This window comes from Stenotrophomonas sp. NRRL B-14846 (genome assembly GCF_050473585.1).
In the GTDB taxonomy this organism is placed as follows: Bacteria; Pseudomonadota; Gammaproteobacteria; order Xanthomonadales; family Xanthomonadaceae; genus Stenotrophomonas.
The window spans coordinates 3324421-3350785 of sequence record NZ_JBFLUN010000022.1 but is presented as its reverse complement, the minus strand read 5'-3'; the positions used below and the strand labels follow the sequence as shown (position 1 = coordinate 3350785).

25 protein-coding genes and 2 riboswitches are annotated in these 26365 nt (G+C 68.6%); of the genes, 13 read left to right on the top strand and 12 right to left on the bottom strand.

The window, feature by feature from the left end; translation table 11 throughout:
- Positions 1-63: 63 nt before the first annotated feature.
- A riboswitch (glycine riboswitch) is annotated at positions 64-167 on the bottom strand.
- Positions 168-180: 13 nt separating this feature from the next.
- Positions 181-270: riboswitch (glycine riboswitch) on the bottom strand.
- A gap of 40 nt (positions 271-310) precedes the next feature.
- The 3 genes from AB1281_RS17620 (at position 311) to AB1281_RS17610 (ending at position 1597) form a co-directional block, all read left to right on the top strand.
- Positions 311-586: a GIY-YIG nuclease family protein gene (locus AB1281_RS17620; RefSeq protein ID WP_430346526.1), complete on the top strand. Its 276-nt coding sequence runs from the start codon at positions 311-313 to the stop codon at positions 584-586.
- 120 nt (positions 587-706) lie between these two features.
- Positions 707-1138: a nuclear transport factor 2 family protein gene (locus tag AB1281_RS17615; protein WP_197583009.1), complete on the top strand. Its 432-nt coding sequence runs from the start codon at positions 707-709 to the stop codon at positions 1136-1138.
- A gap of 3 nt (positions 1139-1141) precedes the next feature.
- Positions 1142-1597 (top strand): hypothetical protein, encoded by a 456-nt coding sequence (locus tag AB1281_RS17610; RefSeq protein ID WP_430346525.1) that lies wholly within the window; start codon positions 1142-1144, stop codon positions 1595-1597.
- Positions 1598-1678: 81 nt separating this feature from the next.
- Here AB1281_RS17610 and AB1281_RS17605 read toward each other — a convergent pair whose 3' ends face one another.
- Entirely contained in the window at positions 1679-2959 is a 1281-nt protein-coding gene (locus AB1281_RS17605; RefSeq protein ID WP_164115603.1) for an NAD(P)/FAD-dependent oxidoreductase, read from the bottom strand.
- A gap of 123 nt (positions 2960-3082) precedes the next feature.
- Between AB1281_RS17605 and AB1281_RS17600 the strand changes: the two genes are divergently transcribed.
- Together AB1281_RS17600 and AB1281_RS17595 are read left to right on the top strand one after the other, a co-directional pair.
- Positions 3083-3862, top strand: a complete 780-nt coding sequence (locus AB1281_RS17600) for an NYN domain-containing protein (RefSeq protein WP_075676070.1) — start codon at positions 3083-3085, stop codon at positions 3860-3862.
- A gap of 142 nt (positions 3863-4004) precedes the next feature.
- Positions 4005-4625, top strand: a complete 621-nt coding sequence (locus AB1281_RS17595; RefSeq protein WP_014038651.1) for a glutathione S-transferase family protein — start codon at positions 4005-4007, stop codon at positions 4623-4625.
- 97 nt (positions 4626-4722) lie between these two features.
- Here AB1281_RS17595 and AB1281_RS17590 read toward each other — a convergent pair whose 3' ends face one another.
- Positions 4723-6900: a primosomal protein N' gene (locus tag AB1281_RS17590; RefSeq protein ID WP_430347014.1), complete on the bottom strand. Its 2178-nt coding sequence runs from the start codon at positions 6898-6900 to the stop codon at positions 4723-4725.
- A 412-nt stretch (positions 6901-7312) separates the two neighbouring features.
- Between AB1281_RS17590 and AB1281_RS17585 the strand changes: the two genes are divergently transcribed.
- The 4 genes from AB1281_RS17585 (at position 7313) to sppA (ending at position 12501) form a co-directional block, all read left to right on the top strand.
- Complete coding sequence (locus tag AB1281_RS17585; RefSeq protein WP_430346524.1) at positions 7313-8317, top strand: hypothetical protein; 1005 nt, start codon at positions 7313-7315, stop codon at positions 8315-8317.
- Positions 8310-8891: a DUF3106 domain-containing protein gene (locus tag AB1281_RS17580; protein WP_430346523.1), complete on the top strand. Its 582-nt coding sequence runs from the start codon at positions 8310-8312 to the stop codon at positions 8889-8891. The genes AB1281_RS17585 and AB1281_RS17580 overlap by 8 nt, the downstream gene beginning before the upstream one ends.
- A gap of 207 nt (positions 8892-9098) precedes the next feature.
- Complete coding sequence (locus AB1281_RS17575; RefSeq protein WP_014038646.1) at positions 9099-10463, top strand: MATE family efflux transporter; 1365 nt, start codon at positions 9099-9101, stop codon at positions 10461-10463.
- Between the two features lie 115 nt (positions 10464-10578).
- Positions 10579-12501 (top strand): signal peptide peptidase SppA, encoded by a 1923-nt coding sequence (gene sppA, locus AB1281_RS17570; RefSeq protein ID WP_075676073.1) that lies wholly within the window; start codon positions 10579-10581, stop codon positions 12499-12501.
- Between the two features lie 98 nt (positions 12502-12599).
- Here sppA and AB1281_RS17565 read toward each other — a convergent pair whose 3' ends face one another.
- Entirely contained in the window at positions 12600-12812 is a 213-nt protein-coding gene (locus tag AB1281_RS17565) for a hypothetical protein (RefSeq protein ID WP_014038644.1), read from the bottom strand.
- A 112-nt stretch (positions 12813-12924) separates the two neighbouring features.
- Here AB1281_RS17565 and AB1281_RS17560 point away from each other — a divergent pair, with 112 nt between their 5' ends.
- On the top strand, positions 12925-13701 hold the full coding sequence (locus AB1281_RS17560; protein ID WP_014038643.1) for an SDR family oxidoreductase: 777 nt from the start codon (positions 12925-12927) through the stop codon (positions 13699-13701).
- A gap of 92 nt (positions 13702-13793) precedes the next feature.
- Here AB1281_RS17560 and AB1281_RS17555 read toward each other — a convergent pair whose 3' ends face one another.
- The 9 genes from AB1281_RS17555 to AB1281_RS17515 form a co-directional block, all read right to left on the bottom strand.
- Entirely contained in the window at positions 13794-14513 is a 720-nt protein-coding gene (locus tag AB1281_RS17555; RefSeq protein ID WP_075676742.1) for a hypothetical protein, read from the bottom strand.
- Between the two features lie 34 nt (positions 14514-14547).
- Positions 14548-15237, bottom strand: a complete 690-nt coding sequence (locus tag AB1281_RS17550; RefSeq protein WP_430346522.1) for a DUF4124 domain-containing protein — start codon at positions 15235-15237, stop codon at positions 14548-14550.
- A gap of 43 nt (positions 15238-15280) precedes the next feature.
- The gene (locus AB1281_RS17545) at positions 15281-15871 is read right to left on the bottom strand and encodes a Sua5/YciO/YrdC/YwlC family protein (RefSeq protein ID WP_430346521.1); all 591 of its coding nucleotides are present in this window, start codon (positions 15869-15871) and stop codon (positions 15281-15283) included.
- A 97-nt stretch (positions 15872-15968) separates the two neighbouring features.
- Entirely contained in the window at positions 15969-18455 is a 2487-nt protein-coding gene (locus AB1281_RS17540; RefSeq protein ID WP_430346520.1) for a DNA topoisomerase I, read from the bottom strand.
- A gap of 193 nt (positions 18456-18648) precedes the next feature.
- The gene (locus AB1281_RS17535; protein ID WP_430346519.1) at positions 18649-19578 is read right to left on the bottom strand and encodes an RDD family protein; all 930 of its coding nucleotides are present in this window, start codon (positions 19576-19578) and stop codon (positions 18649-18651) included.
- A gap of 49 nt (positions 19579-19627) precedes the next feature.
- Complete coding sequence (locus AB1281_RS17530) at positions 19628-20392, bottom strand: pilin (RefSeq protein WP_075676079.1); 765 nt, start codon at positions 20390-20392, stop codon at positions 19628-19630.
- Between the two features lie 39 nt (positions 20393-20431).
- A complete protein-coding gene (locus AB1281_RS17525; RefSeq protein ID WP_005419622.1) occupies positions 20432-20905 on the bottom strand; it encodes a DUF494 family protein in 474 nt (157 codons plus the stop codon).
- Between the two features lie 43 nt (positions 20906-20948).
- Positions 20949-22076, bottom strand: a complete 1128-nt coding sequence (gene dprA, locus AB1281_RS17520) for a DNA-processing protein DprA (protein WP_430346518.1) — start codon at positions 22074-22076, stop codon at positions 20949-20951.
- Between the two features lie 132 nt (positions 22077-22208).
- Positions 22209-23339, bottom strand: a complete 1131-nt coding sequence (locus AB1281_RS17515; RefSeq protein ID WP_014038635.1) for a LysM peptidoglycan-binding domain-containing protein — start codon at positions 23337-23339, stop codon at positions 22209-22211.
- A 126-nt stretch (positions 23340-23465) separates the two neighbouring features.
- Between AB1281_RS17515 and def the strand changes: the two genes are divergently transcribed.
- The 3 genes from def (at position 23466) to rsmB (ending at position 26357) form a co-directional block, all read left to right on the top strand.
- Complete coding sequence (gene def, locus AB1281_RS17510; protein WP_008267110.1) at positions 23466-23978, top strand: peptide deformylase; 513 nt, start codon at positions 23466-23468, stop codon at positions 23976-23978.
- A gap of 120 nt (positions 23979-24098) precedes the next feature.
- Positions 24099-25022: a methionyl-tRNA formyltransferase gene (gene fmt, locus AB1281_RS17505; protein ID WP_075676082.1), complete on the top strand. Its 924-nt coding sequence runs from the start codon at positions 24099-24101 to the stop codon at positions 25020-25022.
- Positions 25023-25025: 3 nt separating this feature from the next.
- On the top strand, positions 25026-26357 hold the full coding sequence (rsmB, locus tag AB1281_RS17500) for a 16S rRNA (cytosine(967)-C(5))-methyltransferase RsmB (RefSeq protein WP_049443285.1): 1332 nt from the start codon (positions 25026-25028) through the stop codon (positions 26355-26357).
- Positions 26358-26365 lie beyond the last annotated feature (8 nt).

Here is a 26365-nt window from a genome sequence, read left to right as displayed (position 1 = left end):
GGGGCCGGCCATGCGCGTACACCGCCACTGCCTGCGCAATGACGGGATGACGATGACCGGTGCCGCTCCCGCTGTCCTTTTGCCTGAGAGTTCAGCGGCGTAGGCCGCGTGCCCCTTCGGCGGATCGTCCCGGGCGTGCCCGGTGACCTCTCTCCAGCTCGGCGAGTCGAATGCATGGTTGGTGGGATTCCAGCCCACCGGCCTGAGCGATCATGGGAGCCTGCGCCTTCGGCGGGCGCCAGCGCGGCGCCTCTCTCCTGCATTCGGGCGCCAGTATATCCGCTGCAGTGCAGCACGGCATAATCCGGGCATGGCCCCGTCCCTCCGCCCGTGGTTCCTGTACCTGCTCGAATGCCGCGATGGCAGCTATTACGCCGGCATCAGCACCGACGTGGACGCGCGTTTCGCCGCCCACCAGGCCGGCAAGGGCGCGCGCTACACCCGGGCCCGGCCGCCGCTGCGGGTGCTGGCCGTGCGCGAGTACCCGGACCGGGCCGCCGCCTCACGCGCCGAGTGGCAGCTCAAGCAGCAGCCCCGCGAACGCAAGCTGGCCTGGCTGCGGGCACCGGCCGAGACGCTTCTGTAGATCCACGCCAGGCTCGGCTTCGGCCTGCCGACATCGCCGGTCCCAGTAGATCCACGCCATGCGTGGATGGGTTCTCCGGCCCATGCGATGATCGCCCCGCGCCCAGCCCTGGAGACCCGGATGTCCGCGATTGCCCTGCTGTTCGCTCTTTCCGCATCAACAAGTCCCGCCGCCGACCCGGCCACCATCGCGGCCATCGAAGCCACCTGCCACGACTACGTCGACGGCCAGCTGGAGGCCGACCCGCAGCGCGTCGCCCGCTCCCTGCACCCGGACCTGGCCAAGCGCGCGGTGCTCGGCGATACACCCGACGAGCGCCTGGGCCTGCGCCGCATGTCGAAGGAAGAGCTGGTCTCGTTGACGAAGCAGGGCGCGCTGAAGACCCCGAAGGACCAATGGGACCGCCGCTGCACGGTGCTGGACGTGACCGGCAACGCCGCCTCGGTGCGGCTGGAAACCCCGTGGTTCGTCGATTACTTCCACATGGGGCGCTTCGACCAGCGCTGGGTCATCGTCAACGCACTGTGGTACCCGAAACCAAAGGCGAAGTGAGCGATGGGTGCCGCAGGGAAAGCGTGGCTGTCAGTCATCGTGTTGGTCGCCGCCATCGCACTGCTGCCTGGCCTGCTGTACCTGCTCGGACTGGCGCTGGTGGAAGGCCGGCCGAAGCCGGCGGACCGCGCGCCCAGTGGTGTGGCTGCGTGCAGCAGTGAACCACGGGCGGGATACCAGCCGATGAACCCCTGGCGCTTCGCCGCGCAGTTCTTCGACAAGGACGTGATGCAGAAGAAGGTGCCGGAAGTGGAGCGGGAGGCTTACTGGATTGCCCGACGCCACCTGTGGCGGCAGCCTCGGCACGGCATGCTGCGCTGGCATCTGAGCAGCACCGCGTTGACGATCTGGATCACCCGGCATTGGAGTAGCACGCAGATTGCCGACACCGCGAGGAAGGAGGATTTCTGCCGCACCTGGTCGAAACGGCGGGTGCCCGGTGGTCCGATGAACCGGTAGATCCACGCCATGCGTGGAGGGTGTTGACGGGGTCAGAGCCCTTTCCTGCGGAAAGGGATCCGACCCCTTTGCAGGCCTTCCCTAGCGCTTCGGCCGCCGGTCATCCTGATCATCACCGAAGATGATGCGCGCGCTGCGCTGGTAGCTCCAGTACGCGACCGCCCAGTTCAGCAGCACCACGATGCGGTTGCGGAAGCCGATCAGGAAGAACACGTGCGCGGCCAGCCAGAACCACCAGGCCAGGATGCCCGACAACTGCAGCCGGCCCAGGTGCACGATCGCGGCCATGCGGCCGATGGTGGCGAGGTTGCCGTAGTCGGCGTACTTGAACGGCCCCGGTGCCGCCTTGCCATGCAGGCGCGCGCGGATCACCTCGGCCACGTACTTGCCCATCTGCTTGGCGGCAGGCGCTACGCCGGGCACCGGCTTGCCGTTGGCCTGGTTCAGTGCGGCCAGATCGCCAGCCACGAACAGCTCCGGGTGATCGGGCAGGGTCAGGTCCGGCTGCACCTGCACGCGCCCGGCGCGGTCCAACGGCACGTCCAGCGTGCGCGCCAGTGGTGAGGCGGCCACGCCGGCGGCCCAGACTACGGTGCGGGCCGGCACGAACTGCTCACCGAGCTTGAAGCCCTGGCTGTCGATGTCGCTCACCGGAGTACCCGTCAGCACTTCCACGCCCAGCTTTTCCAGCTGCCGGCGTGCCTTCAGCGAAAGCACTTCCGGGAACGAGGACAGCACGCGCGGGCCGGCCTCGACCAGCCGCACCTTGGCGCTGGCCGGGTCGATGTGGCGGAATTCGTTGCGCAGCGTATGCCGCGCGATCTCGGCCAGGGTGCCGGCCAGTTCAACACCGGTGGGACCGCCGCCGACCACCGCGAAGCTCAGCCATGCCGCCTTCTTCGCCGGGTCCGGTTCGGCCTCGGCGCGCTCGAATGCCAGCAGCAGCTTGCGGCGCAGCGCGATGGCATCGTCCAGCGTCTTCAGACCGGGTGCATCATCGGCCCACTGGTCGTTGCCGAAGTAGGCGTGGGTGGCGCCGGTGGCCAGCAGCAGGCTGTCGTAGTCCAGCGTGCTGCCATCGGCCATGCGGATCTGCCGGGCCTGTTTGTCGATGGCGACCACTTCGCCCAGGCGGACTTCCACGTTGCGCTGGTGGCCGAGAATGTGGCGCAGCGGCGCGGCGATATCCGGCGCGGACAGGCCGGCGGTGGCCACCTGGTACAGCAGCGGCTGGAACAGGTGATGGTTGCGGCGGTCGACCAGGGTGATGCGTATGCGCTCGCGGGCCAGGGCACGGGTGGCCCAGAGGCCGGCAAAACCGCCGCCGACAACAACCAGGTGGGGAACGCGCTCGCGACTCATCGACTCACTCCAGTGGGGGCATTGGGGGAAGCGCCTGGCATCTTCGCACGGCGGCTGCCTGTCACGTCAGCGCCCGCGTGGATCGGCGATACTCGGGTTCAGGCAACGGCACCTGAGGAGCCCATGAGCGAACCGGAAAAGCGCATCGCCCTGTTGATCGACGCCGACAACGCGCCGGCCTCGAAGATCGACGAGGTCCTGGCCGAAGTCGCCCGCTACGGCGTGGCCAACGTGCGCCGTGCCTATGGCAACTGGAAGAGCCCGCGGTTGAAGGGCTGGGAAGCGGTGCTGCACGAATATGCGATCCGCCCGATCCAGCAGTTCGCCTACAGCAAGGGCAAGAATGCCTCCGACATGGCGATGGTGATCGATGCCATGGACCTGCTGTACGCGCGCAATCTTGATGGGTTCGCCATCGTGTCCAGCGATGCCGATTTCACCCCGATGGTGATGCGCCTGCTGACCGATGGCGTGAAGGTGTATGGCTTCGGCGAAAAGAAGACGCCCGAACCGTTCGTCAACGCGTGCTCGAAGTTCACCTACCTGGAAGCGCTGGGCCAGACCCATGCCAGCGTGCCGGATGCCGAGCAGGCATCGAGCGAGCAGGCGTCGAGCGAGCCCGTCGCCAATGATGATGCACGCCCGCGCAAGAGCGGGGCGGAGATGCGCAGCGATACGCGGCTGGTGAAGATGCTGCGCCGCGCGGTGTCCTCGGCCGAGGGCGAGGATGGCTGGTCGCACCTGGGGCCGGTCGGCAGCCAGATCGGCAACCAGGCCTCGTTCGATCCGCGCAACTACGGCTACGGCAAGCTCAGTGATCTGCTGGCAGCAATCGGGCTGTTCGAGCTGAAGAAGGACGGCAAGTCGTCCTACGTGCGCGCGCTGCCAAAGAAGAACAGGTAGTGCCGGCCGCTGGCCAGAAAGAACCGGTAGTGCCGGCCGCTGGCCGGCAAGCCCCGGATGCCACATCCCGCATCCGGCACGCACATCTCCACTCCGATCAGGCGTATCGTTGCCGCTCGCATTGCCAGCAGGGAAAACCCGCATGTTGAAGATCTGGGGCCGCCGCAATTCCAGCAACGTCCGCAAGGTACTGTGGTGCGCCGAGGAGATCGGCCTGCCGTATGAATCCATCGAAGTCGGTGGCAGCCACGGCGGCACGCAGACGCCGGAGTACCAGGCGATGAATCCCAACAGCCTGGTGCCGGTGATCGAAGACCACGGCCTGCCGCTGTGGGAATCGAATGCCATCGTGCGCTACCTCAGTGCGCGCTACGCGCTGGGTACCCTGTACGCCGAAGATCCGATGGAACGCGCCCAGGCCGAGAAGTGGATGGACTGGAGCACGTCGCGGATGGCGCCGCTGTACAGCGACCTGGTCTGGGGCATCATGCGCACCGCGCCGGCCGACCGCGACGAAGCGCGCATCAGCGCCGCCATCGTCCGCGCCGGTGACTACCTGGCAATGGCCGATGCCACCCTGGCGAAACAGCCGTGGCTGTCGGGCGAGAAATTCGCGATGGGTGACATTCCACTGGGCTCGCTGATCTACGCCTGGTTCGAACTGCCGATCCAGCGCCCGGAGCTGCCGCATCTGGCTGACTGGTATGCGCGGCTGCGGGAGCGGCCGGCCTACCAGCGCGGCGTGATGTCGCCGTTGACGTAATCGGTGGCGTTCGGGGTCAGAGCCCTTTTCTGCGAAAAGGGATCCGACCCCCTGGCCATCGGGGTCGGATCCCACCCAGCGGGTGGGCTCCGACCCCTCAATACAGATCCGTCGGATCCACATCCAGCGACCAGCGCACCTTGCGTGCTTCCGGCAGTGCATACAGCTGCGGCACCAACTGCGAAAGCACACCATGCAGCGGCGGCCGCTGCATGGCCGACAGCAGCAGCTGCGTGCGCTGGTAGCCAGCACGCCGTGGCATCGGCGCCGGCATCGGGCCGTAGGCTTCGACCACGTTCTGCTCGCCCAGCAACTGCCGAGCGGCCAGCAGGAACGCGTTGGCATGCTCCACCTGCTGCGCTTCGGCGCGCATCAGCGCCAGATGCGCGAACGGCGGGAATCCGGCCGCCTGGCGCTGGTTCAATTCGGCCTGCGCGAACGGGTGGTAGCCACCGCTCACCAGGGTTTCCAGCAGCGGGTGCCCGGGGTGATGGGTCTGCAGCCAGACCTCGCCGGGGTCACGTGCACGTCCGGCGCGACCGGCCACCTGGATCAGCTGCTGGGCCAGTTTCTCGCTGGCGCGGAAGTCGGCGGAGAACAGACCTTCGTCGATGCCGACCACCACCACCAGCGTCAGCTTGGGCAGGTCGTGGCCCTTGGCCAGGATCTGCGTGCCGACCAGGATGCCGGGCTGGTCGCCCAGTTTCGCCAGCTGCTGTTCCAGCGCATCGCGGCGCGATGTGGTGCCGCGATCGATGCGCACCACCGGAAAGTCGGCGAAGGCGGCGGTGAGGTGTTCTTCCAGGCGTTCGGTGCCGATGCCCTGCGGCTGCAGCGCCAGGCTGCCGCAGGCCGGGCACGCCAGCGGCGCCGGTTGCCGCGCACCGCAGTGGTGGCACTGCAGGCGACGACCGCCACCATGCACCGTCATCGGCGCATCGCAGCGCTGGCATGGCGCGGTCCAGCCGCAGTCGTGGCAAAGCAGCACCGGCGCATAGCCGCGGCGGTTCTTGAAGACCAGTACCTGCTGGCCGCGCTGCAGGTGCTCGCCGATGCCGGCCAGCACATCGGCGGAGAGACCGTCATGCAGCGGGCGCTTGCGTACGTCCAGGATGCGCACGCGCGGTGGCCGCGCATCGCCGGCGCGCTGTTTCAGGCGCAGGTGGGTGTAACGCCCGGCGTAGGCGTTGTGCAGGGTTTCCAGCGAGGGCGTGGCACTGCCCAGTAGAACCGGAATGCCCAGCGACTTGGCCCGGACCAGGGCGAAATCGCGCGCGTGGTAACGGATGCCGTCCTGCTGCTTGTAGCTGCCGTCGTGTTCCTCGTCGACGATCAGCAGGCCGGCCTGGGGCAGCGGCGTGAACACTGCCGAGCGGGTGCCGACGATGACGCGTGCTTCGCCGCGTGAGGCCGCTGCCCAGACGCGCGCGCGCTCGTTGTCGTTCAACCCCGAATGCAGCGCATGCACGGCGATGCCGAGGCGGCCGCGGAAGCGTGCCAGGGTCTGCGGGGTCAGGCCGATTTCCGGCACCAGCACCAGCGCCTGCTTGCCCTGCGCCAGGCAATGGATGATCGCCTGCAGATAGACCTCGGTCTTGCCGCTGCCGGTCACGCCATCCAGCAGGAACGACTGGAAGCCGTCGGCGGCGTTGATCGCGGCCACGGCCTCGGCCTGGTCCGGGTTGAGCGTGGGGCCGGGCAGTGGCTGCGCGTGTTGGGGGGCCACGCTCAGCGCAACGCGCTCGGCCAGCCCGCGCTTGGCCAGGCTGCGTGCGGCGGTGCGCCAGTCCTCCATGCGTTCGCCCAGCACGTCCTCATCCACGATGGCTTCGGCCAGCAGTTCGGCCAGTTGCCGTGGGCGGCTGCCGGCGCGCAGCCTGTCGCGCTGATCGCGGCCTTCCGGGGTCAGCTGCCAGCCCCAGTGGTGGGTGTCCGGCAGGGCCTCGCCATGGCGCAGCGGGCCGGGAAGAGCGGTGCTCAGCACCTCGCCCAGGGGGGCGTGGGTGTAGCGCGCCAGCCATTGCAGGCTCTGCCACAGCTCACCCTGCAGCAGCGGCTGCGGGTCGCACCAGGCCAGGGCCTGGCGCAGTCCCTGGCCGTCGTCGGTCTGGCCGTGCCCCACCACCACACCGACCAGCTCCCGGTTGCCGAACGGCACCTTCAGGCGGCAGCCGACCGCGACCGCCGGGCCATCGCCCTCCGGCGACAGGTAGTCGAACAGGCGAGGCAGGGGGACGGGCAGGGCGACCTGCAGGGTCGGAATCGGTGAAAGCATCGGGCCAGTGTAACGGGCCATGCGCGCGCGAATGGCAGCAGAGGGAGCGGCCGGGCGGCGCCCGTTGAATCATAAATGTCACCTAAATATCGGTGTCCATTGGAGATTCAGTCTTATCCACATGTTCTGTGGATAACGTTGTGCGTTAACGGTCAGCGGAAACGCAGAAGGCCGATGGCGACGGCCTCACGCTTGGGTTGGTCAAAAAATCGCCACATAGTAAAAGCATTCAAAATCAACAAGTTAAGTGTGAAACAATGCTGAAACAGAGTGAATTCAGCTGGATGCCCCAGTTTTCCGCTGCGGGGGCGTGGTGCTGTGCACAACCTGCAGCACGAAGTGCCTGTGGGCGCAAGTCCTACGGGCGTCGATGGCCTGCCGCTATCATGCCGGCAGACCTTTGGAGTGACCGATGACGGCTGTGCCCGCCCCTGTTTCCTCGACCGCGGCCGGCGCGCTGTCGGCGTTCCTGCGTGGCGTCGAGCGCCGTGCCCTGGTGGTCGCTGAACTGCAGTGCGGCGATGCCGCGCGCGCCGAGCAGACCCTGGTGGCGGTGATGCGCGCCTTTGCCGCCGTTGCCAGCGATCTGCCGATGGCGCAGTGGCCGACCCGCTTCTGGACCCTGCTGGGCCAGCGCCAGGCGTTGCGCGAGCCGGCGGGCGGGCAGTGGGGGCCGCCGTTGGCCGCGCTGGGCGCGATGCCGCCGCTGCCGCGCCTGGCATTGCTGCTGCGGGTGGGCGGCAGCCTGGATGAGGGCATCGCCATGCGCGTGCTCGACCAGGACGAGGCCGGCTACCAGCATCTGCTGGCCGACGCCTGCCCGCGTGATGCCCACGGCCAGCCGGACGCCTCGGCCTGGCGCCAGTTGGCCGAACAGGTGCAGGCGCGCATCCGTGAGCTGCCGGCCGCGCGCCTGCAACAGCTGCAGCAACCCGCCGCACCGGCCGCCCACAACGAAGCCCCGACCTCGAGCTGGCGCGCACCGCAGCGCGATGAGCGTGCGGCCGCCCATGGCAAGCGCCGTCGCACGAACGCCAAGCCGCGCTGGCGCGGTCCGCTGATCCTGCTGGTCACCGTGGCGGTGCTGCTGGCCGCAGCGCTGGGCTGGCGCTACTGGCAGGGGCATTCCTTAGGCAGTGATGCACCGCTGCCGGAGGGTGTGGTGGGCGAAGCCGGTCCGGTGACGGTGGAAGCCCTGCCACCAAGCAAGGTCAACGCCACCCCGGATGCGACCACGGCCCAGGCCACGGACGACGCCACGATGCTGGCCGACCGCGACTACCCGCTGGTGGCCGATGCCGACCTGTACGCGTGGACTGCCGCGGGCGGTCCGCTGCCGGTAGACGAATCGCAATCCAAGCCGAGCCGGCCGGAGCCGGCCAGCGCCACGCTGGAAACCGCTGCTGCCGATGAATAAGTCCTGGTTCGCCAGCCTGTTGCTGGCCCTGCCGTTGTCGCTGTCCGCGGCACCGCAATCGTTGAACGTGCCGTTGCCGCCACCGTCGTCGCCGGCCACGCCGATGGCTTCGCCGGCATCGACGACGGCAGCACCCTCTGCCTTCGCCCAGCTCGATGCGCAGCAGCAGCGCCAGCGCCGCGCCGACTACGCCGCCTGGCGCGCGTTGCCTGAAGGAGAGCGCGAGCGTATCCGCCAGGCGGCTGCGCGATTCAATGCGCTGCCCGCGGACCAGCAGCAGCGCCTGCGCCAACAGTTCCGCGACCAGGACCAGGCGTTCCGCGACGGGTGGCGGCTGGGCCCGCAACTGGGCCTGGAATTCCCCAAACTGCATGGCCTGTTCGGCTTCGTGCCGCCGGAACAGCGCGAGACCGCGCTGGCCGTACTGCGCCAGCTCAGCCCGGCGCAGCTGGTCCAGCTGACCCTGGTCGCGCAGCGCACGCCACCGCAGGAACGCGACACCGTGCGCAGCGCCTTCCTCGCCGTGCCCGCCGCCGAGCGCGACAGCTGGCTCAAGCGCCAGGCCGGCCAGTAAAAAAAGGGGACGGAGGGGATTAAGTCGTTTCAGGCCCGCTAGTGCCGGATGCGACTTAATCCCCTCCGTCCCCTTTTTGTGTGGGGCGGCTGAAACCCAGCATTCACGCCATGTCATGGGAATGCACGCGCCGCCCGCGTAAGATGGGCGCCCGCAACCCGGTGCCTGTGCCCTTCGCGCGCAACCGCAGTTCGCGTCAAGCACCTTATGTCTACTGCAACCTCCACGCCGCGCTTCAGCAAGGAAGTCGGCGCCACCGGTCTGCTCGCCCTGCCGCTCGTGCTGGGTCATGTGTCCACCGGTCTGATCTCCTTCGTCGACAACGTGATTGCCGGCCACCACGCCACGGCCACACTGGCCGCCGTCACCATCGGTACGGCGCTGCTGTGGCTGCCGATGCTGATTCCGATCGGCACCCTGATCTCGCTCACCGCCTCGGTGTCGCAGCTGCATGGCGCCGGCCGCGAGCGCGAGATCGGCCCGCTGTTCCGCCAGGCACTGTGGCTGGCGCTGGGGCTGGGCCTGATCATGTTCACCTTCCTCACGGTGGTGCCGCCGCTGCTGCCGGCATTCGGCATCGCGCCGGACATCGTGCCGGGGGCCACCGCGTTCCTGCATGCGGTGCGCTGGGGCGGACCTGCGCTGACCCTGTATTTCTGCATGCGCTATCTCAGCGAGGGCATGCACTGGACGCTGCCGACCATGCTGCTCGGCTTCGGTGGCCTGCTGGTGCTGGCACCGATGGGCTATGTGCTGGCCAACGGCAAGCTCGGCTTCCCGGAAATGGGCGCCGAAGGCCTGGGCATCGCCTCGGCGGTGATGATGTGGCTGCAGGCGATCGCCTTCGCCACCTACCTGTGGTTCACCAAGCGCTTCGCCCACCTGCAGCTGTTCTCGCACTTCGAAGGACCGCGCTGGAAGGCGATCTGGGAGCTGCTGCGCACCGGCCTGCCGATCGGCATCACCGTGCTGATGGAAGGCGGCCTGTTCATCGTCACCGCGCTGCTGATCGGCCGCCTCGGTGCCAATGAAGCCGCAGCGCACCAGATCGCGATCAATGTCGCCCAGCTGTGCTTCATGATCCCGATGGGCGTGGCCGAGGCCACCACCGTGCGCGTCGGCCATGCGGTCGGCCGTGGTGACGGCTTCGGCGTGCGGCGCGCGGCCTGGGCCGGTTACGCGATCATCATGGGCACGCAGACGTTGTCGGCGGCGGTGCTGCTGTTCGGCCACGATGCCATCGTCGGTGTGTACACCAACGACCTGGCGGTGGCCGGCCTTGCCTCGACCCTGCTGCTGTACGCGGCCACCTTCCAGTTCCCGGACGGCATCCAGGTGCTGTCGGCCGGCGCGCTGCGCGGGCTGAAGGACACCCGCGTGCCGATGTTCATCGCCATGTTCGCGTACTGGGGCCTGGGCATGCCGCTCGGCGCCGGCCTCGGCCTGGGGCTGGGCATGGGTCCGCAGGGCATGTGGATCGGCCTGATCGTCGGCCTGACCGCCGCTGCCATCCTGATGGGCTGGCGCCTGCGCCGCAGCAGCCTGCGCATCGGCCAGTCGATGTTGTCCTGATCGTCCCGCCCGCCCTGCCGACCCATGGCGGGCGATCCCCTGACTTGTGTCCGATGCCGCATCACGCGGCACCGGCTATGCTGGTACCACGGCAAGAAGCCATCCGGAGCGTTCCATGAATCAACCCGTGCCCCCGTTGCCCCCGGCGCGTCGCAATCCCGTCGCCAGCTTCTTCATCGGGCTGTGGGACGTCATGAACTTCACCCGCCGGTTGATCCTCAACCTGGTGTTCTTCGGCCTGCTGTTCCTGCTGCTGGTGATGTTCGTCATCGCCGCCGGCATGGGCGCCGGTGCCAGCAAGTCGCTGCAGGACCGCACGACGCTCGTGATCGCGCCGGAAGGCCGCCTGGTCGAGCAGTTCAGTGCCGATCCGGTCAGCCGCGCGCTGGCCAAGGCGGTGGGTGACAACGGTGCCGAAGAGATCCAGCTGCGCGACCTGCTGCGGGTGATCGAGTCGGCCAAGGAAGACAAGAAGATCGAACGCGTGGTGCTGGAACTGGACAAGCTGCAGCCGTCCGGCTTCGCCTCGCTGCGTGAAGTGGCCGCCGCGCTGCAGGATCTGCGCGCGTCCGGCAAGCAGCTGGTGGCCTACAGCGAGAGCATGGGCCAGTCGCAGTACCTGCTGGCCGCGCAGGCCGACGAGGTCTACCTGGACCCGATGGGTTCGGTCGTGCTCGAAGGCCTCGGCCGCTACCGCCAGTACTTCCGCACCGGCCTGCAGGACAAGCTGGGCGTGGACGTGCACCTGTTCAAGGTGGGCGAGTACAAGTCCGCGGCCGAGCCGTACGTGCTCGACGCTGCGTCGCCGGCCTCCAAGGAAGCCGACCTGTTCTGGATGAACGATGTGTGGCAGCGCTACCTGGGCGACATCGCCAAGGCCCGCCGCCTGGATCCGGCACAGCTGGCCGCCGGCATCGACACGCTGCCGGAAGGCATCGCTGCCGCCGGTGGCGACCTGGCCAAGTTCGCCCTGCAGCAGAAGCTGGTGACCGCGCTGAAGACCCGCGAGGAATTCGAGGATCTGATGATCGAGCGCGGCGTGGCCGACGAGGATGCCGATGGCGGTTTCCGCAACGTCGACTTCGGCCGCTACCTGGCCCTGCTCGACGCGCGCCGCAACCCGGTGGACTCGCGTCCGCAGGTGGCCGTCGTGGTGGCCGCCGGCGAAATCAGTGGCGGTGACCTGCCGGCCGGTCGCATCGGTGGCGAGTCGACCTCGGCGCTGCTGCGCGCCGCGCGCGACGACGACAACGTGAAGGCAGTGGTGCTGCGCGTCGATTCGCCGGGTGGCGAAGTGTTCGCCTCCGAGCAGATCCGCCGCGAAGTGGTGGCACTGCAGGCCGCCGGCAAGCCGGTGGTGGTGTCGATGGGTGACCTGGCCGCCTCCGGTGGCTACTGGATCAGCATGAATGCCGATCGCATCTACGCCGATCCGTCGACCATCACCGGTTCGATCGGCATCTTCGGCATGGTGCCGAACTTCAGCCGCGCGCTGGACAAGATCGGCGTGCACACCGACGGCGTCGGCACCACCCGTTTCGCCGGTGCCTTCGACGTCACCCGCCCGATGGATCCGGCCGTGGGCCAGGTCATCCAGACGGTGATCAACAAGGGCTACGCCGACTTCACCGGTCGCGTCGCCGACGCCCGCAAGAAGCCGGTCGAGGCCGTGGACGAGGTCGCCCGCGGCCGCGTGTGGAGCGGTGCACAGGCCAAGGAACGCGGCCTGGTCGATGCCTTCGGTGGCCTGAAGGATGCGGTGGCCGATGCGGCCAGCCGCGCCAAGCTGGGCAAGGCCGATGCCTATCGCGTGCGCTACATCGAGAAGGCAGCCACGCCGTTCGCACAGTTCGTCAGCGGTTTCGCTGGCAGCCGCGCCGGTGCCTGGATGCTGTCCGATTCGGGCATGGCGCGGATGATGCTGGCGCGCACGATGCCGGAAGTGGATACGCAGCTGCGCTTCGTCGAGAACGCGGCCCGCGAGAAGGGCAATGGCGCACCGGTGAAGGCGCTGGCGTACTGCTTCTGCGGGTTCTGACCAGCAACGGTATCGAATGAAAACGCCCGGCTCAGGCCGGGCGTTTTCGTTCATGGGATCGGATCCCTTTGCAGCGCAAAGGGCTCTGGCCCCACCGGTCATTGCGTTGCGTCAGCCTCGGCCTTGCGCTCACGCGCCGCGGCATCATCGACGGTTTTCTGCACGTCCTTGGCGCGGTCCAGCGGTTCGTTGATCGCACGCGACATCGCTCGTGGCACCGGTGGCTTCTCCGGGTTCGGCGTGGGCGGCCGCTGGCAGGCCGCCAGCAGCAGGCTGGCCAGCAGCGACGTGGACAGGATCAGGATGCGCATGGCGGCTCTCCGCGGTGGGCGTATGGGCAAGTGTCGCATCCCCGGCCGAGCGCCGCCGTGAGCGCGTATCCTTGCGGCATCGAAATGCAGTGGGCGCGGCCCCGGAGGACACATGACCCAGCAACGGTGGCGCCTGGACGGCCAGACGGCCCTGATCACCGGCGCCAGCGCCGGCATCGGCCTGGCCATCGCGCATGAACTGGCGGGGCTCGGCGCCGATCTGATGATCGTCGGCCGCGATATCGACATGCTGGAGACCGCGCGCGACGAACTGCTGGATGTGTATCCGCAGCACCAGGTGCACGCGCTGGCCGCCGACGTCTCCGATGACGAGGACCGCCGCCAGATCCTGGACTGGGTGGAAGACCACAGCGATGGCCTGCACATCCTGGTCAACAATGCCGGTGGCAACGTCACCAAGGCAGCCACGGAGTATTCCGAGGACGAGTGGCGCAAGATCTTCGAGACCAACCTGTTCTCGGCCTTCGAGCTGTCGCGCTACGCGCATCCGCTGCTGGCCCGGCACGCGTCGTCGTCGATCGTCAATGTCGGCAGCGTGTCCGGGCTGACCCACGTGCGCAGCGGCGTGGTCTACGGCATGACCAAGGCGGCGATGCACCAGATGACCCGCAACCTGGCCGTCGAGTGGGCCGAGGATGGCATCCGGGTCAACGCGGTGGCGCCCTGGTACATCCGCACGCGGCGCACGTCCGGTCCATTGTCGGACCCGGACTACTACGAGGAAGTGATCAACCGCACGCCGATGCGCCGCATCGGCGAGCCGGAGGAAGTGGCCGCGGCCGTGGGCTTCCTGTGCCTGCCGGCGGCCAGCTATGTCACCGGCGAATGCATCGCAGTGGATGGCGGTTTCCTGCGTTACGGCTTCTGATCATGCGGTGGTAGTGCCGGCCGCTGGCCGGCAACCACAGGATCTTCAGATGATTGCAGTTGCCGGCCAGCGGCCGGCACTACCGGTGGGTGTCACCCCGGTACCGGGCAGTTGCTGGCCTCCAGCACGCCCTGCAGCCGTTCGCGTTCCCCACGGGCGTTGTCGCGGTTTTCCGGCGAGGCGAACCGTTCACGGCCGCGCGCGTCGCGGAAGCGTTGCTGCCAGCTGCTGCAGCGCTGCGCCTCCGGCAGTTCCTCGCAGCGGTCGCGCACCACTTCGCAGCCGGCGGCGTTGACCGGGGTGGCGCCGCCCAGACCCTGCACGGTCATCAGTTCGCAGCGGCCGGGAGCAGCTTCGTATTCGTGCAGATAGCCCCCGCCCTGGCTGTCGGTGCACTGGAAGATCGGTGGCAGCGGCGGTTTCGGCGGCGCATTGCTGTCCGGCGCGGCATCGGCCTGGCGTGGCAACGATGCACTGTCGAGTATCAGATCGCCGCCTTCGCGTTCGACCATGCCGGCTTCCATGATCGTGCGTCCTTCGCCCGGGCGGCGGGGGCTGGGCGTCGAAGCGGGCGGTGTACTCGCGGTCGCCGGTTCGGGCGGCGGCGGCGCAGGTGCTGCTGTGGCCGGCGCAGGTGGCGCGCTGGCGGCCGCCGGAATCCGCACCACCTGCTGCTTGCTGCCGGCAGGGCAGGGCGTACGTTGCAGGGTGGGCACATCGCTGCTGCTGGAAGTACAGCGGTAGATCACCCCGTCGTCGGCCAATGCATTGCCGGCGAACAGGCCCAGGGCCAGCCAGATCGGATTCTTCATGCGCACAGCGTACATGCCACGGCAGGTGCTGCGCTCAGCGTTCGCAGTCCCGCGACAGGCGTGCGTCGATGCCACGCTGTTCGTTGCTGATGGCAGTGCGCTCGCTCTGCAGCGCACTGTTGTAGCGGCGGTCCAGTTCCCAGCGGCGGTCGCGCAGGCGCGCGCAGACTTCCTGCGGCGGCAGCGCATGGCAGCTGTCGCGGACCAGCACGCTGCCGGCCGGAACCTGCACACCGACACCCACCGCAGGCGGCCGGTAGCCGGTTCCTTCACCGATGGGAGTGCCGACCGGCGTGCCGAAGGCGGGGCGTGGGCCAGGATGGACCGGGCCGTGGTGCCCGTGCGGGAGCCAGACGCTGGTCCACAACGGTACCCAGCGCGGATTGCCCTCGTTGTTGTCGCTGGTGTAGCGGCGACCGTCGTCGCTCACGCATTCGTACAACGGCTGTGGGGGCTGGATGTAGACGTGGCGGACTTCGCGATCGCGCATCACCGGAACCTCGTCGGGAGGCGCGGGCGTCGCATCGCTGCGTACCACCCGAGGCGCCGGGTCGCGCGGGCGCTGCAGGTCGCGCACTTCCTGCCGGCCGCTGCTGCAGGGCCTGTCCTGCAGGGCCACGGCGCCGTTGCTGGCGACGCAGCGATAGACGCGCACGTCCTTGGCGGCCGGTGCGGTCCATGGCAGCAGCAGGCACAGGCCCAGGGCGGTGCGCAGCAGGTTCATGGCGGCAGGGTGCGTGATTGTGCGTGGCAGTGCAATCGTCCGCTCAGGAGCGCAGCACGTTGCCGCTGAGCGCGTCGCGGATCGGGGTTGGTTGGGCCAGGCCGCCGGTCTCGCCATCGAGCAGGCCATCGAGCAGGCGCAGCAGGCGCGGATCCAGCTCGGCGCGACTGCGTGCCGGCGGTTCACCGGCCAGGTTGGCGCTGGTGGAGACCAGCGGGCCGCCCCAGGCGCGGCACAGCGCGGCGACCAGTGGGTGGGCGCTGATGCGTACGGCGATGCCGCTGTGCTCACCGGTGACCCACGATTTGGCGCGCGGACCGGCCGGCAGGATCCAGGTGTTGGCGCCCGGCCAGCTGGCCAGCACCGCGCGCTGGCGGGCGTCGGGCAGCGCCTGCAGGCGCACCCAGCCCTCCAGCTGCGACAGTTCGGCGGCGACCAGGATCATGCCCTTCTCGATCGGGCGCTGCTTCAGCCGCAGCACCATGTGCACCGCGGCTTCATGCGAGGGATCGCAGCCCAGGCCCCAGACCGCTTCGGTCGGATAGGCGATCACGCCGCCGGCGCGGAGCGTGGCGACAGCAGAGTCCAGGGTGAGTTCTTTCATGGCGGCGACCGGCCCGACGTGGGGCTTCATTATCCCCCTGCCGCGTGCAGAAGGGGTGGTGGGTGCGGATGGTAGGTGCGGACCGTTGGTCCGCACACCTTGACCCTCATCCACGCATGGCGTGGATCTACTTTTTGGCAGCGGCCTTCTTCGCCGGGGCCTTCTTCGCGGCCGCCTTCTTTACTGCTTTCTTGGCCGGGGCCTTCTTGGCAGGCGCTTTCTTTGCGGCGGCCTTCTTCGGCGCGGCTTCCTTCTTCACCGCAGCCTTCTTGGCCGGTGCCTTCTTCGCAGCGGCCTTCTTGGCGCCGAAGCCCTTGCGCACCGGCTTGCCGGTTTCTTCCATCAGCTGCTGCACTTCGGCCAGGGTCAGCGATGCCGGCTCGCGATCCTTGGGGATCTTGCCGTTCATCCTGCCGTCGCTGATGTACGGGCCGAAGCGGCCGTTCAGCACCTGGATGTCGCTGCCCTCGAACTCCTTGATGATCCGGTTGCGCGCGATCTCTTCCTTCTCTTCGATCAGGAACACGGCGCGGGCCAGGTCGATGGTGTACGGGTCGTCTTCCTTCTTCAGCGAGGCATAGGTGCTGCCGCGCTTGGCGAACGGGCCGAAGCGGCCGATGCCGACGCTGACCGGCTCGCCGTTGTCCTCGCCCAGCGCGCGTGGCATCAGGAACAGTTCCAGCGCGTCTTCCAGCGAGATGGTGTGCATCGATTGGCCGGGGCGCAGCGAGGCGAACTTCGGCTTCTCCTCGGCGTCCTCGGCGGTGCTGCCGATGGCGGCGTAAGGCCCGAAGCGGCCCAGCCGCACGCTGACCGGCTTGCCGGTCTTCGGGTCGGTGCCGAGCTCGCGCGCGCCACTGGCCTCGGCACGGTCAACCGATTCCTTCTTGTCTTCCACCAGCTCCTTGAACGGCTCCCAGAAGCGGGCCATCAGCGGGATCCACTCTTCTTCGCCACGCGAGACGGCGTCGAGCTCGTCTTCGAGCTTGGCGGTGAAGTCGTAGTCCACGTACCGGGTGAAGTGGCTGGACAGGAACTTGGACACCGCGCGGCCGACGTCGGACGGGCGGAAGCTGCGGCCTTCCATTTCCACGTACTTGCGGAACAGCAGGGTCTGGATGATCGAGGCGTAGGTCGAGGGACGGCCGATGCCGTACTCTTCCAGCGCCTTCACCAGCGCCGCTTCGGTGTAGCGCGGCGGCGGCTGGGTGAAATGCTGCTCGGCCTGGATGCGTTCCAGCGGCACGCGGTCGCCAGGCTTCATCGCCGGCAGCTTGCGGCCTTCGTCTTCGTCATCGGCGCTCTTGCTGTCCTTGCCTTCCTCGTACACGGCCAGGAAGCCGGGCACCACCACGGTGGTGCCGCTGGCACGGAACACGTGCTCGCTGCCAGCCGACAGGTCGACGCTGACCGTGTTGAGCGTGGCCGGAATCATCTGGCAGGCGACTGCGCGCTTCCAGATCAGTTCGTACAGGCGGCGCTCGTCGTCGGTCAGGAAGCGCGCCACCTGGGCCGGGGTGCGCAGGGCCGAGGTCGGGCGCACCGCTTCGTGCGCTTCCTGGGCGTTCTTCGACTTGGTCTGGTAGGTGTTCGGCTGGTCCGGCAGCGAGGCGATGCCGTAATCACGGGCGATCACGTCGCGGATTTCGGCCAGCGCGTCCTGCGACAGGTTCACCGAGTCGGTACGCATGTACGAGATCAGGCCGACAGTGCCTTCGTCACCGATCGCCACGCCTTCATACAGCTTCTGCGCCACCTGCATGGTCTTGCGGGTGGTGAAACCGAGCTTGCGCGAGGCTTCCTGCTGCAGGGTGGAGGTGGTGAACGGCGGCGCCGGGCGGCGCTTGCGCTCCTTGCTGGCCACGTCGGTGACATGCAGCGAGCCCTGCGCGGCCTGCTGGATGCGCAGGCGGGCGGCTTCGGCGGTGTCGCCGTCGGTGATGGTGAACTGTTCGAACTTCTGCCCGTCCAGCTTGATCAGCTTGGCGTTGAAGTGCTGCGACGGGTGTGCGCACTCGGCGGCGATCGACCAGTACTCGCGGGCGATGAAGGCTTCGATCTCTTCCTCGCGCTCGACGATCATGCGCAGCGCCGGGCTCTGCACGCGGCCGGCGGACAGGCCGCGCTGGACCTTGCGCCACAGCACCGGCGACAGGTTGAAGCCGACCAGGTAGTCCAGCGCGCGGCGCGCCTGCTGGGCATCGACCAGGTCGCTGGCGATCGCGCGCGGCTGGCTGATCGCTTCCTTGATGGCGCGCGGGGTGATCTCGGTGAACACCACGCGCTGCATCGGCTTGTCCTTGACCAGCCCGCGTTCCTTCAGGATCTCGGCGATGTGCCAGCTGATCGCTTCACCCTCGCGATCCGGGTCGGTCGCCAGCAGGATGTCGTCGGCGCCCTTGGCGGCCTTGGCGATCGCGTCGACATGCTTTTCGTTCTTGTCGATCACGTCGTAGTGCATGGCGAACCCGTTGTCCGGGTCGACCGCGCCTTCCTTCGGAATCAGGTCACGCACATGCCCATACGAGGCCAGGACGGTGTAGTCCTTGCCGAGGTATTTGTTGATCGTCTTGGCCTTGGCCGGCGATTCGACGATGAGCAGGTGCTTGGGCATGGCAGCAGTGTCTGTGGGGCGAGCCGCAGGGGAGGGGCCGCTAGGGTGGAGCAAACGGCCGCATTAGTGAAGCGGCCACGGACAAATCAATACGCTGAACGCCCGGTAGTGTGCCGGGCGTTCAGGTTTCACCTTATTAGAGGAATCACGCCCGGCCAGCCCCTGTCAAGCAGCCAGACGTGAGGATGGCCGTTCATGAGGCCATCTTGGCGATGAAGCCGACCGCGGCCACCAGCAGCACCAGGCCCGCCAGCGACAGCAGGCCGGTCAGCACCAGGATCACGATGGTGACCGTGCCCAGCTCATGGCGCTGCAGGTGCGGCTGGTCGGTGTAGGCCCAGCGGTCGACCACCAGGGTGTCGCAGATCATGTCGTGCAGGCCCTGCTTGCGCTCGGTGAAGGCGGCCATCAGGAAGCCGATGCCGAGGGTGAAGCTGCTCAGCAGCATGGCCCAGTAGCGACCGAAGGCGCGGCCCTTGGTCAGGCGGTCACCGTTGCTGCGCACGACCTTGATGCCGACCGCCATCTTGCCCAGCGTGGCGCCACCCTGCGAGGAATGGAACCAGGTGTAGTAGGCAACGCCGATGGCCATGTTGATCAGCGCGCTGGCCACCTGCGCGACGATTTCGATGGAGGTCTCGCCACTGCCCACCGCGCCCATGCTGGCGCCAAGCACCACGCCGATGATGGCGCCGATGATGCCGCCCGGAATGGCCAGCACGAAGTAGTCGATCATGTACGCCGCGACGCGCTTCCAGAAGCCGGCATAGACCACCTCGCCGCCGACCACCGGCTGCGGACCGCCGACACCGGCAGCGGCCGGCGCGCTGTAGGGCGAGCTGCTGAGCGCACCCGTGCCAGGCAGTGGTGCAGTGCCGTTGTCGATGGCGGCGTAGTCGTTGCGCAGGTCGAAGCCGCCACTGGCGGTGGCCGTGCTGGCGTCAGCCAGCGTCTGCAGGCCGAGCTCATCGACCACCTGGCGCAGTGCGGCCCACTGGGCCATGCCTTCGCGCCAGACCAGGGTGTCCAGGTTCAGTTCGCCGCGCTGGAAGCGCTGGCGGATCTCCTGGACCGGCAGCGGGCCCTGGCGTTGCTGTCCTTCGGCGTAGTACCACTCAGTCATTGCATGTTCCCTGTTGGATCGTCCTTGGAGGTGCTGCCGTGCGCGTGGCTCAGCCGCGGCACGACGGCGGCAGGTACTTGTCGTCGCTTTCACCGCTGCATTCCCAGCGGCCGCTGTCGCGATCATATTCCAGCCACAGCAGGTCGCCGTCGAGGCTCTTGCCGGGCACGGCCAGCGTTGCTTCGATGCCACAGTGGCCGTTGTTGAAGCGGCCGATGTTCACCGCCGACAGGCCAGCCTGGGTGAAGTCACCCGGGGCCGGGAAACCGGCATCGTTGGCACCGGGGCAGCGGCCTTCGTCGTCGGCGAAGTGCTGCACCTGCTGTTTCAGCGGCTGCAGGGCATTGACCGCGGTGGCGACCTTGGCACGCACGGTGTAGTCGTTATAGGCGGGCAGGGCGATCGCCGCGAGGATGGCCATGATCGGCACCAGCACCAGCAGCAGGCCGCCGCCGATGATCGCGGTCAGGGCGCAACCGGAGAGCTTCTTTTTCGGCGGCGGCAGCACCCCGGCCGGGGTCTGCGTGGCATAGGGCGTGGACGGTGGCAGCACCGGTGGCTGCGGCGGAGGTGGCGCCACCGGTTCCGGTTCGGGTTCCGGCTCGGGTTCCACGGCCGGCGCAGCGACGTCCAGCGCCGGCACGATCAGACCCAGCTCGTCGACGACGCTGCGCAACGGCTGCCATTGCGGCAGGCCGTCGCGCCAGACCAGGGTGTCCAGGGAGATCTGGTTGTTGCGGAACAACTCGACCAACTGTTCCGCCGGCAGCGGGCCTTGCTGCCGGTTGCCTTCTGCATGGAACCACTCGCTCACGGGGACGCTCCTGAATGCGCTATGCCCCCAAGTGTACGGTCAGTGCAGGGGTTCTGGCTCGTCCATGAACATCTGCGTCTCCATCCAGGCATAGGCCGCTTCGGAGCCGGGCTGGTTGAACAGCACCATCAGCACGACCCACTTCAGGTCGTCCAGGTCCAGTTCGTCCTGGTCCAGGGCCATCGCCCGGTCCAGCACCAGCTCGCGCTGGTCGGCGTCGAGGATGCCGTGCTGTTCCAGATACAGCAGGAAGCCGCGGCATTCCACGTCCAGTTTGTCCAGCTCGGGGCCATGGTAGATGCGCACGGGGCCATCGACCCGCGCCTGGGCCACGCTCGGCCGCTGCGCGGCCAGGGCATCGAGCCAGTCGAACGCCTTGTTGATCTCGGTGGGGCTGAAACCGGCCTGGATCAGGCCGTTCTGGAGCGAATCGCGGTCACGGATCAGGTCCGCATCTTCGCTGAAATAGTGTTCAAACAGGTACAGCAGTACATCCAGGATGCTCTCTTTCATTGCCCCTCGGCCTGCGTCGCGCGACGCTGTGGAGGTGAAGAAACTAGGGAGTTCGACAGTAGCGGCCGTGTACGCACACCACGATTCCCGCCAGTTCCATGGCCAGCAGCATGGAGGACACCTGTGACGCCGTCAATCCACAGCGCGTGATCAGTGAATCCATACCGCTTGGGTTGTGGTCCAGGGCCCGCCACAAGCACTGGTAGTCAGGGTCGTCGGCCCAGCGCGCCGGCAGGAGCGCCGGCGGTGCCTGTTCAGTGGGGGTGGCCAACCGCGATTGCAAGCCCGGCAGCTGCTGGCGAAGGGCGGGGGCGAGCAGTTCCAGGACCTCCTCGGGGCGCTCGACCAGCGCCGCGCCTTCACGGATCAGGCGGTGGCAGCCGGCCGCACGCGGGTTGAGCACCGACCCGGGCAGGGCACAGACCTCGCGGCCGGCCTCGGCGGCAAGGCGCGCGGTGATCAGCGCGCCCGAGCGCTGGGCGGCCTCGACCACCACCGTGGCCAGCGCCAGCCCGGCCACCAGCCGGTTGCGCGCGGGGAAGTGGCCGGGGCGGGCAGCAGTGCCCGGCAGGTACTCGCTGAGCACCACGCCTTCGGCGGCGATCCGCGCCTGTAGCCGGGCGTGGCTGTCCGGATAGGCCCGGTCAGGGCCGGTGCCGATCACTGCCACGGTGCAGCCGCCGGCCTCCAGCGTGGCCTGGTGTGCGGCCGCATCGATGCCTGCGGCCAGGCCACTGGTCACCGCCAGGCCTGCCTCGACGAAGCAGCCGGCAAAACGTGCGGCCAGTGCGCGCCCGCCCGGGGTGGGTGAGCGGCTGCCGACCAGCGCCACCGAGGGGCGCCAGGCCAGGCTCGGGTCGCCGGCCACGAACAGGGCCAGCGGCGGATTGGGTACCTCCAGCAGTGATGGCGGAAAGGCCGGATCGGTGCAGGGCAGCAGGTGATGGTTGTCCTGTTCCAGCCAGCGCCGGGCGGCTGTCCAGGCCCGGGTCTCGGGGCGTTCCAGGGCGGCGCACTGCTCCGGCGTGCAACCGTGCGCGCGCCAGGTCGCAGTGCCTTGCGCGATGGCGGCTTCCGCACCCCCCGCGGCCTGCAGCAGGGCCCGTCGGGGCGCCAGTGCGCCTCCCGCCATCAGCAGGCGCAGCAGCGCCTCATATGCATGCGTGGTCATCCCCCACTATCGGCCGCACGCAACAAAGGCGCCCTAGGGCGCCTTCGCGTGTGGCTGTCAGGTTTTGCCGGAGGGGCCTGCCGGCCCGCGGCCGGCACTCCCTGCGGTGGCCGGGGCAGCCCCCGACAACCGTTACTTCGCGTCCGGGTGCAGCGCGTTGTAGCCCACCCGCACCGGCTTCACGCCCTGCATCACCAGCGCGTAGCTGACGTTGTCGAAGGTGCGGAACACCATCGCATGCGCGGCGTATTCGTCCGGCAACGAGACCCGGCCCGCGCCGGTGCTGAGCGAGTCATCCATGCGCGAGGAGGTCGGGTACTTCATGCGGTGCGCCACATGGCGGCCCGGGCGCCACAGCGAGAACACGGTGCCGTTGTCCACGCCCTGGGCACGGCCGGCCGAGATCGCGATCACGTCGCGCGGGCCGCCGGCGGTGAACATGTCGGTGACCGCCAGCACGCGCACGTCCACGCCCTCGACACCCGCGGCGGGCACGTGGGGCACGAACTGCAGGTCGTACGGCCTGGCTTCGACCGGCACCAGGCGGTCGCCGGCGCGCACTTCGCGGCCGCCGACGTTCTTGTCCAGCACCAGCGTGGAGGCCTCGACCTTGCCGCCGGCGATCTGGGTGATCGTGCCGGTGGCGACCTGGGCCAGCTCGTAGCCGAGCACGCCACGGCGGGCGTTGGGCGCGTTGTAGGCCTTCCACAGGTTGCCGCTGCCCGGAGTGACATCGCCATTGGCGGTCAGGTCCTCGGTCGGCTTGGGCTGGGCGTAACGCACGGTCGGGCGTACCACGGCCCAGCGCTGGCCCACCTGGGCATCAGCCAGGCGCACGTAGACGGTGTCGCCGCCGGACACGCGCAGGCGGCTGTCCTCCAGGCCGACCACGTAGGGCAGCTGCTTGACGCTGTCGACAACGCTCAGCTGCTTCAGGAACGGCTCGACCTGGGCCAGCGGAATGGCGTCGATCGGGGCCTCCTGGCGCGGACCGGCCTGGGACACGGTCACCCGGTCCAGGTAGGCCAGGCTCAGCACGTCACCTGGATAGATCAGGTGCGGGTTGGCGATCTGCGGATTGGCTTGCCAGATCTCCGGCCACAGCCAAGGCTTCTGCAGGAAACGTGCGGCGATATCCCACAACGTATCCCCTTTTCGGACCACATAGGTGTCCGGGTGCCCGCCATTCACTTCCACGGCGGTAGCATAGGCAGCCACGGTCAGCATCGCCGCGGCGACGACCGTACGAAAACGAAGCAACATAGGTGTGAAGCCCTGATTCCCCAACAGGTCCGCGCACTATAGTCCAGAAACCGGGGCGCAAGGCAAGCGTTGGAGCTAGAATCTGCGACGTATGCCGGCGTGCCGGCCCCCTATCCGGAAACAGCCATGGCCCTTCTCCCCATTCTCGAGTTCCCCGATCCGCGCCTGCGTACCAAGGCTGCGTTGATCGAAGCCGCCGAAGTCACCACGCCGGCCTTCCAGGAACTGATCGACAACATGTTCCTGACCATGTACGACGCCCCGGGCATCGGCCTGGCCGCCACCCAGGTGGACGTGCACAAGCGCTTCATGGTCATCGATGTCAGCGAAGAGAAGAATGAACCGCATGTGTTCATCAACCCGGAAATCGTCGCCAAGGACGGGGGCCGGGTGTACCAGGAGGGCTGCCTGTCGGTCCCGGGCATCTTCGCCGACGTGACCCGCGCCGACACCATCACCGTGAAGTACCTGGACCGCAACGGCCAGGAGCAGCAGCTGGAGGCCGGCGAAGTGCTGGCCACCTGCATCCAGCACGAGATGGACCACCTGGACGGCAAGCTGTTCATCGACTATCTGTCGCCGCTGAAGCGCGAGATGGTCCGCAAGAAGCTGGCCAAGCAGCGCAAGCACGTGGCGTGATCGCCAATCCGGGCCGCCCTTCGGGGGGCCCGTGCCTGCGCGACGCGCGCGGGCTGTACGGCGCCGGCCGACGGCGCCGTTTTCTTTCCTGCACGAATCCATCCTGCAAGTGGGGTAGCCATGAGGATTGTCTTTGCCGGTACGCCGGAATTCGCGGTGTCGTCGCTGCGCGCTGCGGCGCGCCACCACGAGGTCGTGGCCGTCTATACCCAGCCTGATCGCCCGGCCGGCCGCGGCCGTGGCTTGGCGCCGTCGCCGGTCAAGCTGGAGGCCGTGGCCCGTGGCATTCCGGTCTACCAGCCCGAATCGCTGAAGGATGAGGCTGCCCAGCAGCAGCTGCGCGACCTGCAGCCGGACCTGATGGTGGTGGTCGCCTACGGCCTGATCCTGCCCAAGGCGGTACTGGCGATCCCGACCCACGGCTGCTGGAACGTGCATGCCTCGCTGCTGCCGCGCTGGCGCGGTGCCGCGCCGATCCAGCGCGCGATCCAGGCCGGTGACGCAAAGACCGGCGTGTGCCTGATGCAGATGGAAGCCGGCCTGGATACCGGCCCGGTGCTGCTGCACCAGGAGCTGCCGATCGCGGCCACCGATACCGGCGGCCAGCTGCATGACAAGCTGGCCGAATTGGGCGCACAGGTGCTGTCCGACGGCCTGGGCCTGCTGCGTGCCGGCATCAAGCCGATCGCGCGGCCGCAGCCCGAGCAGGGCGTGACCTACGCGCACAAGCTGGACAAGGCCGAAGCCCGCCTGGACTGGGCGCAGGACGCCGATGCACTGGCGCGCACCGTGCGTGCCTTCAATCCGTGGCCGATCGCCGAGGCCACGCTGGCCGGCGAGCGCGTGCGCATCCACGGCGCGGTCGCCCTTGACCTGGCCCATGGCCAGGCGCCGGGGACGGTGCTGGCGGCCAGCCGCGATGGCATCGACATCGCCTGCGGCCAGGGCGCGCTGCGCCTGCGTACGCTGCAGCGCGAAGGCGGCAAGGCGATCACCGCCGCCGACTACCTCAATGCCCGCCGCGACCTGCACGTGGGGGCATAAGCGGTGTCGAAGCAGAATGATTTCTCCGTCGCCAAGGCGGCGCCGGGCGCGGCCACCCGCATGCTGGCCGCACGCGTGCTGGCGCAGGTGTTCACCCGTGGCCGCTCGCTGAAGGCGGAACTGGCCTGGGCGCTGCCCAAGCTGGCCGACAGCCGCGATCGTGCGCTGCTGGAAGCGCTGTGCTTTGCAGTCCTGCGCCGCCGCAGTACCTATGACGCGGCCTTGCAGTCGTGGATGCAGAAGCCGCTGTCGGCACGCGACGCCGACCTGCGCACCCTGTTGATGGTGGGCTTCGCCCAGCTGGACGTGCTGGAACTGCCGGCGCATGCGGCGCTGTCGGCCACGGTCGACGCCGCCCGCGCGCTGGGCCGTGAGCGCCAGGCCGGCTTGGTCAACGCGATCCTGCGCCGCGCGCAGCGCGAGGGGTTCCCGGAACAGCCGGCGCGCGATGCCTTCCCGGAGTGGCTGGCCGATGCCGTCGAGCGCGACTGGCCGGCCCAGGCCGAGGCGATCTTCGCCGCCAGCCTGCAGCCGGCGCCGTTGTGGCTGCGGGCCAACCGCCAACAGGGGGGCCGTGACAAGGCGCTGGCCACGCTGGCCGAGGCCGGCATCGCCGCCGAAGCCAGCCCGCTCAGCGCCGACGCGCTGCGCCTGGCGGCGCCCATCGCAGTGAACCAGCTGCCGGGGTTCGCCGACGGTGCGCTGTCGGTGCAGGACCTGTCGGCGCAATGTGCGGCGGACGCGCTGGCCCCGGCGTCCGGCGCCCGCGTGCTGGACGCCTGCGCGGCACCGGGTGGCAAGTCGGCGCACCTGCTGGAACGTGACCCGAGCCTGCGCCTGCTGGCGCTGGATATCGATGCGCGCCGCCTGGCGCGTGCCCGCGATACCTACACCCGCACCGGTGTGGGTGACGGCGCGCAGACCCGGGTGGCCGATGCCAGCGACCCCGGTGCCTGGTGGGATGGCACCCCGTTCGACGCCATCCTCCTGGATGCGCCGTGTTCGGCCACCGGCGTGATCCGCCGCCAGCCGGACGTGATGTTCCATCGCCGCGCCGAGGACATCGATGCGCTGGTCGGCGTGCAGGCCCGCCTGCTGGAGGCCTGCTGGTCGATGCTGCGCCCGGGCGGCGTGCTGTTGTACGCCACCTGTTCGATCCTGCGCGCCGAGAACGTCGATCAGGTGCGGGCCTTCCTGAAGTGGCATCCGGATGCGGTGGCACAGCCTCTGGATGACACATTCGGCCTGGACTGCGAGGGGATCGCACGCCAGCGACTGCCGGGTGACAGCGATGCTGACGGTTTCTTTTACGCGCGTCTGCTAAAAACAGCCTGACCCCCGCT

What these genes read in the sequence shown, in the direction of transcription:
- AB1281_RS17620 (WP_430346526.1), top strand. Translation starts at nt 311, where the DNA reads ATGGCCCCGTCCCTCCGCCCGTGGTTCCTGTACCTGCTCGAATGCCGC.
- AB1281_RS17615 (WP_197583009.1), top strand. Translation starts at nt 707, where the DNA reads ATGTCCGCGATTGCCCTGCTGTTCGCTCTTTCCGCATCAACAAGTCCC.
- AB1281_RS17610 (WP_430346525.1), top strand. Translation starts at nt 1,142, where the DNA reads ATGGGTGCCGCAGGGAAAGCGTGGCTGTCAGTCATCGTGTTGGTCGCC.
- AB1281_RS17605 (WP_164115603.1), bottom strand. Translation starts at nt 2,959, where the DNA reads ATGAGTCGCGAGCGCGTTCCCCACCTGGTTGTTGTCGGCGGCGGTTTT.
- AB1281_RS17600 (WP_075676070.1), top strand. Translation starts at nt 3,083, where the DNA reads ATGAGCGAACCGGAAAAGCGCATCGCCCTGTTGATCGACGCCGACAAC.
- AB1281_RS17595 (WP_014038651.1), top strand. Translation starts at nt 4,005, where the DNA reads ATGTTGAAGATCTGGGGCCGCCGCAATTCCAGCAACGTCCGCAAGGTA.
- AB1281_RS17590 (WP_430347014.1), bottom strand. Translation starts at nt 6,900, where the DNA reads ATGCTTTCACCGATTCCGACCCTGCAGGTCGCCCTGCCCGTCCCCCTG.
- AB1281_RS17585 (WP_430346524.1), top strand. Translation starts at nt 7,313, where the DNA reads ATGACGGCTGTGCCCGCCCCTGTTTCCTCGACCGCGGCCGGCGCGCTG.
- AB1281_RS17580 (WP_430346523.1), top strand. Translation starts at nt 8,310, where the DNA reads ATGAATAAGTCCTGGTTCGCCAGCCTGTTGCTGGCCCTGCCGTTGTCG.
- AB1281_RS17575 (WP_014038646.1), top strand. Translation starts at nt 9,099, where the DNA reads ATGTCTACTGCAACCTCCACGCCGCGCTTCAGCAAGGAAGTCGGCGCC.
- sppA (WP_075676073.1), top strand. Translation starts at nt 10,579, where the DNA reads ATGAATCAACCCGTGCCCCCGTTGCCCCCGGCGCGTCGCAATCCCGTC.
- AB1281_RS17565 (WP_014038644.1), bottom strand. Translation starts at nt 12,812, where the DNA reads ATGCGCATCCTGATCCTGTCCACGTCGCTGCTGGCCAGCCTGCTGCTG.
- AB1281_RS17560 (WP_014038643.1), top strand. Translation starts at nt 12,925, where the DNA reads ATGACCCAGCAACGGTGGCGCCTGGACGGCCAGACGGCCCTGATCACC.
- AB1281_RS17555 (WP_075676742.1), bottom strand. Translation starts at nt 14,513, where the DNA reads ATGAAGAATCCGATCTGGCTGGCCCTGGGCCTGTTCGCCGGCAATGCA.
- AB1281_RS17550 (WP_430346522.1), bottom strand. Translation starts at nt 15,237, where the DNA reads ATGAACCTGCTGCGCACCGCCCTGGGCCTGTGCCTGCTGCTGCCATGG.
- AB1281_RS17545 (WP_430346521.1), bottom strand. Translation starts at nt 15,871, where the DNA reads ATGAAGCCCCACGTCGGGCCGGTCGCCGCCATGAAAGAACTCACCCTG.
- AB1281_RS17540 (WP_430346520.1), bottom strand. Translation starts at nt 18,455, where the DNA reads ATGCCCAAGCACCTGCTCATCGTCGAATCGCCGGCCAAGGCCAAGACG.
- AB1281_RS17535 (WP_430346519.1), bottom strand. Translation starts at nt 19,578, where the DNA reads ATGACTGAGTGGTACTACGCCGAAGGACAGCAACGCCAGGGCCCGCTG.
- AB1281_RS17525 (WP_005419622.1), bottom strand. Translation starts at nt 20,905, where the DNA reads ATGAAAGAGAGCATCCTGGATGTACTGCTGTACCTGTTTGAACACTAT.
- dprA (WP_430346518.1), bottom strand. Translation starts at nt 22,076, where the DNA reads ATGACCACGCATGCATATGAGGCGCTGCTGCGCCTGCTGATGGCGGGA.
- AB1281_RS17515 (WP_014038635.1), bottom strand. Translation starts at nt 23,339, where the DNA reads ATGTTGCTTCGTTTTCGTACGGTCGTCGCCGCGGCGATGCTGACCGTG.
- def (WP_008267110.1), top strand. Translation starts at nt 23,466, where the DNA reads ATGGCCCTTCTCCCCATTCTCGAGTTCCCCGATCCGCGCCTGCGTACC.
- fmt (WP_075676082.1), top strand. Translation starts at nt 24,099, where the DNA reads ATGAGGATTGTCTTTGCCGGTACGCCGGAATTCGCGGTGTCGTCGCTG.